We start from the raw sequence: 15,507 nt of genomic DNA, 5'->3' as shown, positions 1-15,507 counted from the left end.
ACGAGTTGCGGGACAATGGGAAATGGCAGGAGCTCTGGCTTCCCCCATTATGCCGCAACAAGCGCGGCATGACGAAGTTACATATAATAAGCGTAGTACAAAAGCCCACCGCCGAGCACCAATCTGTAGATAAAGAACGGTGTAAACGAAGCACGCTTCAGCCACGCCATCATGATGGCAATCGCAATGAAAGCCGCGACGAAAGCCAGGCCCGCTGCACTCATGGCATCATTCGTAAGCTGCACGTTTCCGGCTTCATAAAGCTCCAGCCCCTTCAAAGTTCCGGCACCCAAAATCGCGGGGATGGAGAGAAGCATGGAGAAGCGGGCGGCGTCCAGTCTTTCATATCCCAAGAAGCGCGCGGCCGTGATGGTGATGCCGGAGCGCGACGTTCCCGGAATGAGCGCGAGGCATTGGGCACAACCGATGATGAGGGCATCCATAATCCCGGTATGTTCAACCCGGCGGATGGTCAGGCCCATTTTGTCGGACATATATAAGAGAAAGCCAAAACCCAGCGTGGTCCAGCCGATGACTTCGACCGTGCGCAATTCCGGGCCGATATACTTATTAAGAAAGTACCCGGCTGCAATCACGGGTAATGTGCCAAGCACCACGAGGGCGGCAAGTTTGGCACCGGGGTCGCGTTTGCCTTTGGTGAAACGCAGGATACCGCGAAACATGTTCCAGAGGTCGCGCCAGAAATAGATCATGACTGCGCCAAGCGTGCCCACATGAACCGCCACATCCATCAACAGGCCCTGATCTTCCCATCCACCAAAGACGGGGACGAGGACGAGGTGGCCGGAAGAACTGATAGGTAGAAATTCGGTGATCCCCTGAACGAGTGCGAGGACGAGAATATGGAGCTCAGTCACGTTTTTGAAATCCCTGTGAGACTGTATTTCTTAATTGCATTCTGTATAACACGATAGGATTCGAGGCCCAAAAGTTAAAATAGTACATTTTCGGTACTAGTTTCCGCAGTCGCACACAAAAACCGCCCCGCCGAAAACCTCTGTTCCCTCAAGTTTTTTTCAATATAGGTCAGCTTAGTTGACCTAATTATCGTTTTTTCCTTGATTTCTGCGTCGTAATCCCTCATATCAACCTCACCGCACCTTTCATGGGGAAAGGCGCGCTGCTGTGATGCGCTTCAAAATATAGCGCTCCGGCTCTTAAGAATAAAAGTTACTCTTTTAATAAAGAGGGATTGGAGAGACAAAGATGGCTGAGAAAATGATGCAGTTCGTCAATATCGGGCAGGACTACCCCGACAAACGCACTGCCGAAGAGCGCAAAGAAGACTTCAACGAAATTTACGCGCGCTTCACCATTGAGAAAGCACAAGAACAAGCGTCACGTTGTGAACAATGTGGCATTCCTTATTGTTCCGTTGCCTGTCCTGTAAGCAACAACATCCCTGACTGGCTGCGCCTTGTGGCTGCGGGCCGTCTGGAAGATGCCTATCAGGTATCTCAGGAAACAAACACACTGCCGGAAATCTGTGGCCGTATCTGTCCGCAAGACCGTTTGTGTGAAGGCCTCTGTGTTCTGGAACAGTCCGAACATAACGCTGTGACCATCGGGTCTATCGAAAAATTCATCACCGACAACGCCTGGGATCAGGGTTGGGTGAAACCACCACAGCCGCTGGCTGAACTGGGCCAAAGCGTTGGCATCATCGGTTCCGGCCCAGCAGGTATCGCTGCTGCTGACCGTCTGCGTCGCAAAGGCTATGAAGTCCATGTTTATGAGCGCAGCGACCGTGTCGGCGGCCTGCTGGTTTATGGTATCCCGGGCTTCAAGCTGGAAAAAGATATCGTTGAGCGTCGTCACAAGCTTCTGGAAGACGGTGGCGTTCAGTTCCACCTGAACTTCGAAGTGGGCAAAGATGCAACGCTTAAAGAACTGCGTGAAAAGCATGACGCTGTCATCATCTGTACAGGTGTCTATGCGGGTCGCAAACTGGATGTTCCGGGATCAGACCTGGAAAACATCTTCCCGGCCATGTATTTCCTGACCGCAAGTAACAAAAAAGGCTTCGGCGATGACGTAGAAGCTTTTGATAACGGCACGCTGAATGCAGAAGGCAAAAACGTTGTGGTTATCGGCGGTGGTGACACGGCCATGGACTGTGTGCGCACATCCATCCGCCAAGGTGCGAAATCTGTTAAATGTCTCTATCGTCGTGACCGTGCCAACATGCCGGGTTCTCAGCAGGAAGTAAAAAATGCTGAAGGCGAAGGTGTGGACTTCCAATGGCTGTCAGCGCCAAAATCCTTTAAAGGTCTGGGCAAGGTTCAGAAGCTGGAAGCTATTTCAATGCACCTGGGCGTTCCGGATGGGTCTGGCCGTCAGAGCGTCAAAGAGATCGAAGGTTCTGAGTTTGAGCTTGATTGCGATATCGTGATCGAAGCGCTTGGTTTCGAGCCAGAAGACATTCCAACACTGTTTGGTGAACCAGATCTGGCTGTCAGCCGCTGGGGCACAGTTGAAGTGGATGAAGACACATGGATGACCAACCTGGACGGCGTTTTTGCCGCAGGTGATATTGAACGCGGTGCGTCACTGGTCGTCAGCTGTATCAATGATGCACGCGAAGCATCCGATGAAATTCATAAATACCTCCGTGCACAGCTGCGCGCAGGCGTCGCTGCTGAATAAGGGGGCATGAGTATAAAAATGACTAATAATTACGTATCAGACTATCAAAAAGCCGCACAGTTCCTGGCTGAAAATGGCATGTACGATCCAAACCTGGAACGTGACAACTGTGGTGTCGGCCTTGTGGCTTCCATCGATGGTAAGCCAAACCGTGAAGTTTTGCGACACGCGTTCCAGGCGACACGCGCCCTTGATCACCGTGGTGCGGTAGACGCCGACGGCAAAACAGGGGACGGCGCCGGTATCCACGTGCAAATCCCGCAGGAATTCTTCAAGCGTCACATCCGTCGCACAGGTCACGAACCGGAAGAAAACGCCATTGCGGTTGGTCAGGTCTTCCTGCCAAAAACAGATTTCGGTGCACAGGAACGTTGCCGCTGTATCGTGGAAGCTGAAGTTCTGAAATTCGGTTACCGCATCTATGGCTGGCGTCAGGTTCCGGTAAATATCGAAGTGATTGGTGAAAAAGCCAACGCGACGCGCCCGGAAATCGAACAGATCATGATTGCCAACACGCTGCATAAAACAAACGACGAGTTTGAAAATGACCTCTATGTCATTCGCCGTCGTATTGAAAACCAGTGTCTGTCTGAAAATCTGACTGAATTCTATTTCTGTTCTCTGTCTTGTCGTTCTGTCATCTATAAAGGGATGTTCATGGCCGGCGAAATCACAGAATTCTACCCAGACCTGAATGACGAGCTGTTCGTTTCAAACTTTGCGATCTATCACCAGCGTTATTCCACAAACACCTTCCCGGAATGGAAGCTGGCCCAGCCTTTCCGTATGATCGCCCACAACGGTGAGATCAACACGGTTACAGGGAACATCAACTGGACCAAAGCCCATGAAACATGCATGGCGTCCCCGGTCTTTGGCGGCAATATCGAAGATATCAAACCGCTGATCCCGAACGGGGCTTCTGACTCCGCTGCATTGGATGCCGTTTGGGAAGTTCTGGTGCGTGCCGGTCGTCCGGCCCCGGCTGTTAAAGCTTTGATGGTTCCAGAATCCATCGGTCAAAACGCACTAATGCCAAAGCCGCATGAAGACCTGTTTGCCTATTCCAACTCTGTGATGGAGCCATGGGATGGCCCGGCTGCGATCTGTGGGACAGATGGTCGCTGGATTGTGGCTGGTCTGGACCGTAACGGTCTGCGCCCCTTGCGTTACACCATCACAGGTGACGGCATTCTGCTGGTTGGTTCTGAAACTGGTATGTCAGAAATCGACGAAAGCAAAGTCGTTGAAAAAGGTCACGTACGCCCAGGCGGCATGATCGGTGTTGATCTGCGCGAAGGTCAGTTCTTCCACGATAAAGAACTGAAAGACTGGACGGCTGAGCGCAAACCATATGGCGAATGGGTGAAAAACATCGTCAAGGTTGACGAAATCCTTAAAGCCGATGCGCCAAAGCCGGTTAACCCCCCTGTGGAAGAACTGCGCCGCCAGCAACAGCTGTTTGGCTTTACCGAAGAAGATATGGAACTGATCCTGCGTCCGCTTGTTGAAACAGGCCAGGAAGCAACAGGGTCCATGGGTGACGATACCCCACAGGCTGTTCTGTCTGATCAGTACCGTGGTCTGCACCACTTCTTCCGTCAGGCCTTCTCGCAAGTAACCAACCCGCCGATTGACTCATTGCGTGAAACACGTGTGATGTCTTTGCGCACCCGTTTGTCGAACCTCGGCAACGTTCTGGATGAAGGTCCGGATCAGTGCGAAGTGGTTCAGCTTGAAACACCTGTTTTGAATTCAACTGAATTCCACGCGCTGAAGAAATATCTCGCGGATGATGTGGTTGAACTGGATTGTACCTTCCAGCCAGAAAAAGAAACACTGCGTGAGTCCATCGAACGTATCCGTCACGAAGCAGAAATGTCTGTTCGCGGTGGTAAGAAACATATCGTTCTGACGGATGAACATATTTCCAAAGCCAAAGCCCCGATCCCGATGATTTTGGCCGCTGGTGCGGTTCACAGCTATCTGGTTCGCCAGCAACTGCGTACCTTCACATCGCTGAACGTGCGTTCTGCGGAAGCACTGGACGTTCAATATTACGCCGTTCTGATCGGTGTGGGTGCAACAACCGTTAACGCCTATATGACGGAAGAAGCCATTGCTGAACAACATGCCCGCGGCATCTACGGTGACATCAGTTTCGAAACAGCTGTTGAAAACTACAAAAAAGGCATCAACAAAGGCCTTTTGAAAACCATGTCCAAAATGGGTATCGGTGTTATCAGCTCCTACCGTGGTGGCTATGCGTTTGAATCTGTGGGTCTGTCGCGTTCTGTTGTTGCAGAATTCTTCCCGGGCATGCAGTCACGTATCTCCGGTATTGGTCTGAAAGGTCTGCAGGACAAGATCATGGAAATGCATGATCGCGCCTTTGAAGAAGACAAGCCACTGGCACAGGGCGGTTTCTACCGCTACCGTGCAAATGGCGAACGTCACGCACATGATCCATTGCTGATCCACAAGCTGCAGGATGCGGTTGCGACAGAAAGCTATTCCAAATACCGTGAATATGCCGATGGCGTAAACAACCGCAAACCCATGATGCTGCGCGATCTGCTGGACTTCGCCTCAGATCGTGATGCGATCTCCATCGATAAAGTGGAATCCATCACTGAAATCCGTCGTCGCCTCTGTGCGCCAGCGATTTCTGTGGGTGCGCTGTCTCGTGAAGCCCACGAAACACTGGCGATTGCCATGAACCGCATCGGTGCGAAATCCAACTCCGGTGAAGGTGGGGAAGATCGCGAACGTTTCAAACCACGCAAGAACGGTGACAATGCCAATTCTGCCGTCAAGCAGGTTGCGTCTGGTCGTTTCGGTGTGACAGCGGAATATCTGAACAACTGTCAGGAACTTGAAATTAAAGTCGCCCAAGGTGCAAAACCGGGTGAAGGTGGTCAGCTGCCAGGCTTCAAGGTTACCCTTGAGATCGCCAAGCTGCGTCACTCCACACCAGGCGTGACCCTGATTTCACCACCACCGCACCACGACATTTATTCCATTGAGGATCTGGCTCAGCTGATCTATGACCTCAAGCAGATCAACCCGGATGCGCGCGTTTGTGTGAAACTCGTTGCCCGTTCCGGTGTCGGGACGATTGCGGCAGGTGTTGCAAAAGCTGGTGCAGATACCATCCATATTTCCGGCTATGACGGCGGGACAGGGGCATCGCCTCAATCCTCCATCAAATATGCGGGTCTGCCATGGGAAATGGGTCTGTCCGAAGTTAACCAGGTTCTGACACTCAACAAACTGCGTCACCGCATCAAGCTACGCACAGACGGTGGTTTCCGCACAGGTCGTGATGTTGTCATCGCTGCCATGCTGGGTGCTGAAGAATTCGGCATCGGGACAACGTCCCTGATCGCCATGGGTTGTATCATGGTGCGTCAGTGTCACTCCAACACATGTCCGGTGGGTGTCTGTACGCAAGATCCTGATCTGCGCAAGAAATTCACAGGTTCTGCGGCCAAGGTTGTGAACCTCTTCACCTTCATCGCGGAAGAAGTCACAGAAATTCTGGCTTCTCTCGGTTATGAAAAACTCGAAGACGTCATCGGTCGTTGTGACCTGTTAACACAGGTTGGCCGTGGTCGTGAAAACCTTGATGACCTTGATTTGAACCCGCTTCTGGCCCAAGCCGATACAGGCGATACACCACGTTTCTGCACACTGACAGAACGTAACCCTGTGCCGGATACGCTGGATGCGCAAATCATCAAAGATGCGAAAAACGCGCTGCACGGTGGTGAGAAGATGCAACTGTTCTACACAGTTAAAAACACACACCGTTCTGTGGGGACGTCCACCAGCTCCATCATCACCCGTCAGTACGGGATGACAGGTCTGGAGCCGGATCACCTCACCGTTCGTATGCGTGGTTCTGCTGGTAACTCTTTGGGTGCCTTTATCGTACAGGGTCTGAAACTGGAAATCTTTGGCGATGCCAACGATTATGTCGGTAAAGGTCTGTCCGGTGGTACCATCGTGGTTCGCCCAATGGTTTCCAGCCCGCTGAAATCCAACGAAAACACCATTGTCGGTAACACATGCCTCTATGGTGCCACAGCGGGTAAGCTGTTTGCATCCGGCCAGGGTGGTGAACGTTTTGCGGTTCGTAACTCTGGTGCGACAGCAGTTGTCGAAGGCATCGGGTCCAACGGTTGTGAGTATATGACGGGCGGTACGGTTGTTGTTCTGGGTGATGTCGGTGCCAACTTCGGTGCTGGTTTCACAGGCGGCATGGCCTTTGTCTATGACGTGGACGGTACATTCGAACACCGTGTGAACCCTGAAAACGTCGTCTGGCAACGTGTTGAAGTTGACCATTATGAAGACCTGCTCAAAGGTCTGATCAAGGAACACGTGAAAGAAACACATTCTCAATTCGCCCAGACCCTGTTGCAGGATTGGGAAATGGAGAAAGGCAAGATCTGGCAGGTTGTACCGAAGGAAATGCTCGACAAGCTTGAGATTCCGGTCACCAACGAAGTGGCTGCCAAGAAGTCTGCCTAAAAGGAATTTGCCCTGTTCTGAGTTGATCGAGGCGGGGCATCCGAAAAGCAAGTTACAGTCTCTCGTGACTTGTTTGTCGGGATTGTTTGATCAGGGACGATCATTCAATCCCTTGAATACCTGCAACGGTATTCATCCCTAACCAAGACTTGGGCGGAAAGTTTTTGAACTTTCCGCTCTTTTTTTTGTCTTTTCAAATGTGCCAAAACAGGCTATCTGATGCTCTTGTGCAGTGCATTATCCTTTCTATCGGGACGCCATGAGACGCCTTTATCACCTCCCCTTTGATCCGGCCAGTCGGAAAATCAGATTGCTTCTTGCAGAAAAGAAGCTCGATTTCACCTGCCAGATTGAACCCATCTGGGAACGCCGGGAAACTTTCCTTGCGCTCAACCCGGCCTGTGAGGTCCCCGTCCTTGTAGAACCGGAAGGCAAGCCCCTGTGGGATGAACACACCATTTGCGAATATCTCGAAGAAGTTTATCCAGAGACCAACTTCTTGGGAAATACCGCTGAAATGCGCGCCGAAGTACGCCGCCTGATGGCCTGGTTTGACCGCAAATTTGGACAGGAAGTCACCAAGAATCTGGTAGGCGAAAAAATCCAGAAACGCTTCTTCGGTAAAGCCACGCCCAATTCCACCGCCATTCGCGCAGGCAAGCAGAACATCCGCTACCATCTGGATTATATCGCTTACCTGACTGAACAACGTAACTGGCTGGCAGGTAGTGAGTTATCCTTGGCCGATATAACGGCAGCGGCCCATATCTCTGCAGTCGATTACCTGGGTGACGTTCCCTGGGCAGATCATCCCGGTGCGCACGATTGGTACGCGCGCTTTAAATCACGCCCTTCCATGCGCGAAATTCTGAAAGACACAGTCTCCGGCCTGCAGCCGGCACGCCATTACACGGATTTGGACTTTTAGTGCGCGCTCTGACTAGGCAACTGATGCGTTAATCCCTGCAGCCAATTCAATTCCGTTCTGATCTCATTAATCTGCTGGTCCTGACTTAATTTCTGACGGGTCGTGTAAAAGAAACAATTCTCGCAATCTTTTTTCAGGCAATTCAGTTTGCAAGAATAATAATCGATCAGTTCCTGAATGGTTTGACGCTGCACTCTGGTCGGGATGATTTCCAAAAAAGCGGATTTTAACGCCAGTGTGTTCTGCGTCGTCATGGACCCGGAACCCAATGGACGTTTCATCAAGACAAAGAATTGCTTAATCCCGTGCCCCGTGATCGAATAATAGGTGTCGTTCCCCGCCTGCAGGCTCACCACATGACCGACCTTGATCAGTCGTTCCAAGGCAATGGAAATTACATCTGCAGTGGGGTGCCAGCTTTGGGTACCCAATTGGCGCACAGCGGCAATCAATCCCTTGATCGTGCGCGCATCATTAAAGAGAATCCCAAGAAGACAAAGGTCTGTCGTATCATTGGCTGATCCATAGGTTTGGACCGGATCAAAATAGGTTGTCGGTTTCATAGGATAAGCTCCTCAATTGATAATGATTATTAATATCAATATTTGAACTTGCCTGTCAACCCACTCATTTCGGTAATGTGGAAAGGGCGATTTCAATCAGATTATAGAGGGCTTTTTTGTCATAGCCGCGCTTTGCCAATACCCCCAAAGCCACCGTTTGACCGATGAAAAAGTCAACAGTTCTGGAAATATCAGCCTCTTGTGGAAGGTCCCCATCTGCCTTTGCTTTCTCAAAACGCTCGATAAAAACACCACGCAATTGTTCGTCAAAATCCTGATTAATCTCGGTGATTGCAGGATGGCTGTTGGCGCATTCCACATTGTTGTTCACCACAAAACACCCGCCGGGTTGCTTAGAATCCAAAACGAAATCCGCTGTGGTTTTCAAAAACAACTCAAGACTTCCGCGCAGACTGCCTTTACCAGCCATCAGTGCCCGGGCGGGTTGGGAGCCGAATTTCGCGTTATAATGTTTCAGCGTGGCACAATAGAGCTGTTCCTTATCGCCAAAATTTGCGTAAAGCCCAGGCTTTGCCATACCAGTTTCTGCCGAAATGTCATTCATCGATGTGGCTTCAAATCCACGTTCCCAGAACACATACATCGCTTTATCCAAAACGATTTCCGGATCAATTTTACGGGGGCGTCCGCGTGCCATTTTCTTTATCCAAGCAATAAAAAGTACCGATCGGTATTTTAACAGCTTGACAGACAGAAACAAGCGCGTATTTTAATACCAATCGGTATTTAATTATCTTCCCCCTCCAATAACAGGAAATATCATGAGTAAGATTCAAAATAAGACAGCTCTCGTCACAGGCGCCAACCGCGGTATCGGCCGTGCATTTGTTCAGGAATTGATCAAGGCAGGCGCAACCAAAGTCTATGCAACCGCACGCAACACAGATCAGTTGAAAGACCTGGTTGAAGAAGCTGACGGCAAAGTCATCGCCGTTCAGCTGGATGTCACCAACGAAGACAACATCAACCAGATCGCAAAAGACCTGACAGATGTCGAACTATTGATCAACAACGCAGGGATCGCAGGTTTCACAGGCCTGCTTGCCGCAAACGATATCTCGTCTGCCCGCGCTGAAATGGAAACCAACTATTTTGGTGTCCTCAACATGGTGCGTGCCTTTGCACCGACCCTTAAAAACAATGGTGGCGGTGCGATTGTGAACCTGGCCTCTGTTGCCTCAATCGTGAACTTCCCAGTACTCGGTACCTATAGCGCATCAAAAGCCGCGGTTCATTCCCTAACGCAAGGCATCCGTGCTGAACTCGCCGCACAGAACACACAAGTCACTGGCGTTTATCCGGGGCCCGTCGATACAGACATGGCGGCTGACTTCCCCATGGATAAAACCGCGCCTTCTGCCGTTGTTCAGGCAGTCTTTGATGGTGTTGAAAATGGCGTTGAAGACGTCTTCCCCGACCCGGTTGCCCTTGAAATGCAAGCCGGTCTTTCCGCTGATCCAAAAGCTGTAGAGAAACAGGCTGGCGAAATGCTACCTGCATAACATTTCTTTACAATTCTTATCATGTTCGAAACCCGAACATTATGTATAAAGATCATGTGAAAGATCCTTGCACTCCCTAGAGGTGTAAGTAAACTCAAATGCGGACATTTCCCCCTAGAATGTGTCCGCATTTTTTTTGAATCGGAGCCCCCACATGATCGACCTGCCCACCCTTTCAGATGCTGATCTGACGCTGGACAATAAAGTCGCGACCCTGACCTTTATGCGCAACGATGTGCGAAATGCCCTGACAGGCACCGCCCTGATCGACGATATTATCGACACCATCAACTGGGTAAATAAGGCCAAGGATGACGTCAGCGTTCTGATCATGACGGGCGATGGGGCCGCCTTCAGTGCAGGCGGCAACGTCAAGGATATGCAGGACCGTGCAGGCGATTTTGCAGGCGATGTGGAAGAAGTCCAGACCCGATACCGCCAGGGCATTCAACGCATCCCGCTTGCCATCAACAAATGCGAGGTCCCGATCATCGCTGCTGTGAATGGCCCGGCTGTGGGGGCGGGATTTGATGTGGCGAACATGTGCGATATCCGCATTGCCTCATCCAAAGCCAAGTTCGGGGAGACCTTTGTCAATCTGGGCATCATCCCGGGTGATGGTGGCGCATACTTTCTGCAACGCCTGATCGGATACCAGAAAGCAGCGGAACTGACCTTTACTGGGCGCGTGATCGGGGCAGCTGAGGCCAAAGAAATCGGCGTTGTGCTGGATGTGGTGAAACCGGATCAATTGATGGAACGCGCACAAGACCTTGCCAAACAAATGGCTGCCAAACCACCACAGGCTCTGCGCTTTACCAAACGTCTGATGAAGATGGGGCAACGTATGGAACTGCCGGACTTCCTTGATCTCTGCGCCTGTTTCCAGGGCATGTGTCACAATTCAGATGAACATATGGTCGCGGTGGAAAAAATGATTGAGATGATGAAGCGTTAAGCTATCACACAAATAAAGGGGCTGGTTCTAAACCGTCCCATTTTCCATATGTGCGGGAATTTTGTAGAGGAAGCAGCTTATTCTGTTTCCTTTTTTCCTGCGCGATTTTTAGAATACCTATCGACATCTTACTGATATGAACCAAGATAGAATTACTGTCTTAATCAACATTCCTAAATGTTTTCAATCTGTACAGATAAGCCTAATGGGTAAAAAAAATTAAAACTCACTCTTTTTCAAGCTGTGTTGATTTTTGATCATCATGACTGCCTTCTGCTTTAGACAACAACCAGTAATCAATAGGCATAAATATTAAAGCAGAAGATATAAAGTAAACGATATATGTAGCAAAGGTTAACTCTCGGGTTTCTTGAAAAAACACGTTAAAAAGATACGCAGGGAAAACTCCTAAAACCGAGGCAATTAAAAAAGTAGCATAATGACCCAAAACATACAAAATGCCTCGTTTTGCTGCTTCTACACGTTCTGGCGAAACAGTTTTTACCTCATCATCATCTGATGCGTTTTCCAACGATAAACGACCTTTAAAAACAACCTTTGGGTATACCTAAGATATTGTAGTACGATTGGCTCGTCAAACTAGATTCTATAATTGAAGCACCATTTAAAAACTTCCTGCGTCTGGAAAATGGAATGGTACTATACCCGCCCTTTTTTTAATCCTCTTCTTCGGGATCAAATTCTTTTGCGACGCGCTCATCGGTGCGTCTGAAACTGATGAAGGCACCTTTAAGTAACAGCAGGAGGAAGATGCTGCTGCCCAGACCAAGCAGAAGGATCATTTCCAGTGAGAAATCCTGGAACTGAATGCTGCTGGAAAATTCGTCAAATTTGGCTTTAAGGTCGATCATTTACTTTGTCCCACAACTGGCATGCCCCTTCATATGCCATATCCACGCTCAGACTGTCCAACAAACTGTCGGTTTTTTCATGATCGAAATTTTCACAAAAGAGATCAAGAAACGGAATTTTGGTACGTACCGTGGCACAATGCTCCCCCCAGGGCGCATAGAGCTTTTCCTGTGTCGGGCCAAACAGCCCCAGGGTCGGGATGCCGCTCGCGCACGCCATATGCATCAACCCGCTGTCATTACCTACATAGAACTGGCAGCGTTTGATACAGGCAAAAACGGTTGGCAGGTCAAGTTCACCGATCAGGTCGATCTTCTGATCTTCGGGCAAATTATCGATCAGAAATTTTGCCGGTTCACGTTCCGATATGTGACCAAACAAAGCAATCTTCGCCTTGGGAAAAGGTCCATCCTCGGACGTTAAACGTAAAGCCAGTTCCAGAAAATATTCCGCGCGCCAGGTCTTGCCATGCCAGTTGGCTGTTGGGCCGATGGCGAGGATCTTCTCGCCCTTTGGCAACAGTTCATCCGCAGCATTTTCATGCTTGTCATTGGTCCAAAGAACGGGCCCTTTGGACTCTTCCAGTTTCATCAGCTTTGAAAACAGCTCAACGCGGTGCAGGGATTTGTCATCATGATGCAGATGACGCCCGCGAAACGTCGGGAACAGATAGGTGATGGGACCGTTCCTAAGGTCAATCACGCGATACCACCAGGTAAAGCCACAAGCCTTCCACAGATCGATCCAATGCATAGATCGTTTTTTCTTGGTCATGATATGGATGCGTTCAACCTGCGGGGTCGCTTCAAACAAGGGCGCTGCCACGGGTCCACAGGCAATGGTGAATTTGGCGTTCGGGTGGGTTTTGATCAGATGATCCAAAATCCCGGTCGATAAGACCGCATCGCCAATTCGCGTTGATGTGATGAACAGAATACGCATCAAATTTTCAGTTTAAGCTCACAAGAAATTTTGCCGCGACAATACTTGGAAACAGGGTCGATGGCTACTGCATATTTCAGGAGTTTATCAGCCATGAAAACCGATTCGTTCCTGTCTTAGGCATAAGGGATTTCGACGTCTGGGTCTTTTTCCTGAATTAAGTAGAAATACGGTATTTCCCTCCCCCAAAAAAGTGGTAAGACCAGAATCTTTACTATATTTCAACAAAATGCGTGTATTTACTTGAATGTTAGGCAATTTCTCCTCACCATTTTAGAGAGGAGAAAATTTCCTCATGGTTAACGACCCCAAAAATTGGGGCGAAACAGGGATGATAGGCATGAATAAAATGCTTTCGAAATCAGAACAGCAAAAAGCTGATCTGATCAAACGCGTTGCTAAGTTAATTAACGAGCGTTTGCCAAAGGCCGATGCGCCTAGTGCAGAAAAATTCGTCAAACAGTTTTTTGCAAAAGTACCCCCGCAGGATTTAATCAATCGTGCGGAAGAAGAAATTTATGGCTCAGCCCTCGCGTTCTGGCGGTTTGCCGCAAAACGTAACGAGGGGGAAAGTCTGGTTCGGGTCTACAACCCCAACCTTGAAGAACACGGTTGGCAATCTGACCATACCGTTGTTGAAGTCTGCACACCGGATCGTCCCTTCCTGGTGGATTCCATCGCATCAGAACTGGTCGAACAGGATATGACCATCTATCTGACCATTCACCCGGTTATCAAACTGTGCCGCGATGAGAAAGGCCGTTTGGTGGATACGCTGGATGAAGGTCAAAAGGCCCCAAAATCTTGGGGTGACAGTTGTCAGGCAGAATCTTACATGCTGTTTCTGGTGAACCGTCAATCCAGCGGTGATCAATTAAACGAACTGATTGAACGTCTGAACCTTTGCCTGGAAGATGGCAACGCCGCAGTGCGTGACTGGATGGACATGCGTACACTTGCCCAGAACACAGTCAACGAACTGGCTAAAAAACAACCCGCGCCCAAATCCAAAGACGCCATTGAAGTCTGTGATTTCATGCAGTGGATTCATGATGATCACTTCACCCTGTTGGGGGCATGTGATTTTGACCTGAAAGGAAAGTCGGTTGTCCCCGTTGCCGACAGTGCGCTTGGTATTTTAAGTACGCCCAAGTCTGAAATTTTAGATGAGATTTGTTCACTGGCGACCAGCCCGGCTTCTGACAAAGGTAAGTTCGTTGAAGATGCTGAACCGCTGATGGTGGTGAAATCATCCTTCAAATCCACGGTTCACCGTCCGGTCTATATGGATGTCATCTGCGTCAAACGCTATGGCGCCAAAGGTAAAACAATCGGCCAGCGTATCTTTATCGGCCTCTTTACCTCGGCCGCTTACAGCCGTGCGCCACGTGACATTCCGTTGATGCGTCTGAAATGTGCAAAGATTATGGAACATGCAGGTTTCGCACCGGGCAGCCATAATCGCAAAGCACTTGCCCATATTGTTGACACCTTCCCGCGTGATGAACTTTTCCAGATCAGTGATGAAGCCCTCTTTGATATGTGCATGGGCATCCTACATCTGCAGGAACGTCAGCGCGTGGCGCTATTCATCCGCGAAGATGATTTCTCCCGCTTTGTCTCCTGCCTGATCTATATCCCGCGTGACAGCCTGACCACCCGCCTGCGCCGCACCATGCAGGGTATTCTGGAACAGGCCTACAATGGCGAAGTGCTGGCATTCTACACACAAATCGGCGATGCCCCGCTAGCACGCCTGCATGTAATTGTCTCAACACCCGGCAAACGCAAAAAGAACGTCGATATCTTTGAAATTGAAACCCTCCTAATCGAAGCGGCGCGTAATTGGTCGGATCAGTTGCGGGACCAGTTGGTCACAAGTAATGGTGAGGAAAAGGGGCTGGAGCAGTTCCGGCGCTATGCAAACGCTTTTCCATCCGGCTATATCGAAGGCAACAACGCAGCGATTGCGGTTTCTGACATTGCCAAGCTGGATGANGTTCCGGCGCTATGCAAACGCTTTTCCATCCGGCTATATCGAAGGCAACAACGCAGCGATTGCGGTTTCTGACATTGCCAAGCTGGATGAGGTTGTTCGTACCGGGGAACTTCAGCTGAGCTTGTACCGCCCCATCGAAGCTTCTGAAAATGTGGTGCGTTTCAAGCTGTACCACCCCAGTGGTGCGGTGCCGCTATCCCATGTTCTGCCGATGCTGGAGAATATGGGCTTGCGGGTGATGGATGAACATCCTTATCCCATCCGGCCGGAAAATGCCGATGTCGATCTCATTATGATCCATGACTTTGGGTTGGTGACAGCCACAGGTGACGGGATTGATCTGTCTGCCATTCGTGAAAGTTTTCAGGAAACCTTCCGTCAAGTCTGGAACGGGGTTGTGGAGAATGACGGGTTTAACCGTCTGGTCATTCAGGCAGGCATCAAGCCCTGGCCGGTGATGTTGCTGCGCGCCCTTTGTAAATATCTGCGCCAGGCCAATATCACCTTCTCGCAAAGCT

Annotated in this window: 12 protein-coding genes and 1 pseudogene; 7 read left to right on the top strand and 6 right to left on the bottom strand. The window is 50.0% G+C overall.

All coding sequences use genetic code 11. The annotated features are described in order from the left end of the window. Positions 1–77 precede the first annotated feature (77 nt). Positions 78–878, bottom strand: a complete 801-nt coding sequence (locus RYZ26_RS14005) for an undecaprenyl-diphosphate phosphatase (protein ID WP_317683849.1) — start codon at positions 876–878, stop codon at positions 78–80. Positions 879–1,227: 349 nt separating this feature from the next. Here RYZ26_RS14005 and RYZ26_RS14000 point away from each other — a divergent pair, with 349 nt between their 5' ends. The 3 genes from RYZ26_RS14000 to RYZ26_RS13990 all read left to right on the top strand — a co-directional run bounded on the left by RYZ26_RS14000 (position 1,228) and on the right by RYZ26_RS13990 (position 8,131). Further along, a complete protein-coding gene (locus RYZ26_RS14000; protein ID WP_317683848.1) occupies positions 1,228–2,667 on the top strand; it encodes an NAD(P)-dependent oxidoreductase in 1,440 nt (479 codons plus the stop codon). A gap of 18 nt (positions 2,668–2,685) precedes the next feature. After that, complete coding sequence (gene gltB / locus RYZ26_RS13995; protein WP_411576873.1) at positions 2,686–7,203, top strand: glutamate synthase large subunit; 4,518 nt, start codon at positions 2,686–2,688, stop codon at positions 7,201–7,203. A gap of 259 nt (positions 7,204–7,462) precedes the next feature. Then, a complete protein-coding gene (locus RYZ26_RS13990) occupies positions 7,463–8,131 on the top strand; it encodes a glutathione S-transferase family protein (RefSeq protein ID WP_317683847.1) in 669 nt (222 codons plus the stop codon). Here RYZ26_RS13990 and RYZ26_RS13985 read toward each other — a convergent pair. Beyond that, positions 8,128–8,694, bottom strand: coding sequence for a hypothetical protein (locus RYZ26_RS13985; RefSeq protein ID WP_317683846.1), 567 nt, complete (start codon positions 8,692–8,694; stop codon positions 8,128–8,130). The two genes, RYZ26_RS13990 and RYZ26_RS13985, sit on opposite strands and share 4 nt — an antisense overlap. Before the next feature lie 64 nt (positions 8,695–8,758). Then, positions 8,759–9,352, bottom strand: coding sequence for a TetR/AcrR family transcriptional regulator (locus RYZ26_RS13980; protein WP_317683845.1), 594 nt, complete (start codon positions 9,350–9,352; stop codon positions 8,759–8,761). Between the two features lie 124 nt (positions 9,353–9,476). Here RYZ26_RS13980 and RYZ26_RS13975 point away from each other — a divergent pair, with 124 nt between their 5' ends. Beyond that, positions 9,477–10,217 carry an SDR family oxidoreductase gene (locus RYZ26_RS13975; RefSeq protein WP_317683844.1) on the top strand — a complete coding sequence of 247 codons (741 nt, stop codon included), beginning with the start codon at positions 9,477–9,479 and terminating at the stop codon, positions 10,215–10,217. 154 nt (positions 10,218–10,371) lie between these two features. Further along, on the top strand, positions 10,372–11,175 hold the full coding sequence (locus RYZ26_RS13970) for an enoyl-CoA hydratase-related protein (RefSeq protein ID WP_317683843.1): 804 nt from the start codon (positions 10,372–10,374) through the stop codon (positions 11,173–11,175). Between the two features lie 226 nt (positions 11,176–11,401). Here RYZ26_RS13970 and RYZ26_RS13965 read toward each other — a convergent pair whose 3' ends face one another. The 3 genes from RYZ26_RS13965 to RYZ26_RS13955 form a co-directional block, all read right to left on the bottom strand. Further along, positions 11,402–11,707, bottom strand: a complete 306-nt coding sequence (locus RYZ26_RS13965) for a hypothetical protein (RefSeq protein WP_317683842.1) — start codon at positions 11,705–11,707, stop codon at positions 11,402–11,404. Positions 11,708–11,852: 145 nt separating this feature from the next. Continuing rightward, positions 11,853–12,047 carry a hypothetical protein gene (locus tag RYZ26_RS13960; RefSeq protein ID WP_317683841.1) on the bottom strand — a complete coding sequence of 65 codons (195 nt, stop codon included), beginning with the start codon at positions 12,045–12,047 and terminating at the stop codon, positions 11,853–11,855. Then, positions 12,034–12,990 carry a glycosyltransferase family 9 protein gene (locus tag RYZ26_RS13955; RefSeq protein ID WP_317683840.1) on the bottom strand — a complete coding sequence of 319 codons (957 nt, stop codon included), beginning with the start codon at positions 12,988–12,990 and terminating at the stop codon, positions 12,034–12,036. Before RYZ26_RS13955 ends, RYZ26_RS13960 begins: the two co-directional genes overlap by 14 nt. A 295-nt stretch (positions 12,991–13,285) precedes the next feature. On the opposite strand from RYZ26_RS13955, the gene RYZ26_RS13950 reads away from it, so the two are divergent. Then, a complete protein-coding gene (locus RYZ26_RS13950) occupies positions 13,286–15,061 on the top strand; it encodes a hypothetical protein (RefSeq protein ID WP_465245937.1) in 1,776 nt (591 codons plus the stop codon). Continuing rightward, positions 14,985–15,507 (top strand): annotated as a pseudogene (locus tag RYZ26_RS13945) (NAD-glutamate dehydrogenase domain-containing protein); the annotation flags it as partial. The gene RYZ26_RS13950 and the pseudogene RYZ26_RS13945, both read left to right, overlap by 77 nt.

This window comes from Terasakiella sediminum, assembly GCF_033100395.1.
GTDB lineage: Bacteria > Pseudomonadota > Alphaproteobacteria > Rhodospirillales > Terasakiellaceae > Terasakiella.
Note: the sequence above shows the minus strand (reverse complement) of the source record. Positions and strands in the feature narration are given on the sequence as shown.

Excerpts from the sequence above, each read along its gene's own strand:
- RYZ26_RS13955 (WP_317683840.1), bottom strand. The coding sequence starts at position 12,990 with ATGCGTATTCTGTTCATCACATCAACGCGAATTGGCGATGCGGTCTTA.
- RYZ26_RS13975 (WP_317683844.1), top strand. The coding sequence starts at position 9,477 with ATGAGTAAGATTCAAAATAAGACAGCTCTCGTCACAGGCGCCAACCGC.
- RYZ26_RS14000 (WP_317683848.1), top strand. The coding sequence starts at position 1,228 with ATGGCTGAGAAAATGATGCAGTTCGTCAATATCGGGCAGGACTACCCC.
- RYZ26_RS13960 (WP_317683841.1), bottom strand. The coding sequence starts at position 12,047 with ATGATCGACCTTAAAGCCAAATTTGACGAATTTTCCAGCAGCATTCAG.
- RYZ26_RS13980 (WP_317683845.1), bottom strand. The coding sequence starts at position 9,352 with ATGGCACGCGGACGCCCCCGTAAAATTGATCCGGAAATCGTTTTGGAT.
- gltB (WP_411576873.1), top strand. The coding sequence starts at position 2,686 with ATGACTAATAATTACGTATCAGACTATCAAAAAGCCGCACAGTTCCTG.
- RYZ26_RS13970 (WP_317683843.1), top strand. The coding sequence starts at position 10,372 with ATGATCGACCTGCCCACCCTTTCAGATGCTGATCTGACGCTGGACAAT.
- RYZ26_RS13990 (WP_317683847.1), top strand. The coding sequence starts at position 7,463 with ATGAGACGCCTTTATCACCTCCCCTTTGATCCGGCCAGTCGGAAAATC.
- RYZ26_RS13985 (WP_317683846.1), bottom strand. The coding sequence starts at position 8,694 with ATGAAACCGACAACCTATTTTGATCCGGTCCAAACCTATGGATCAGCC.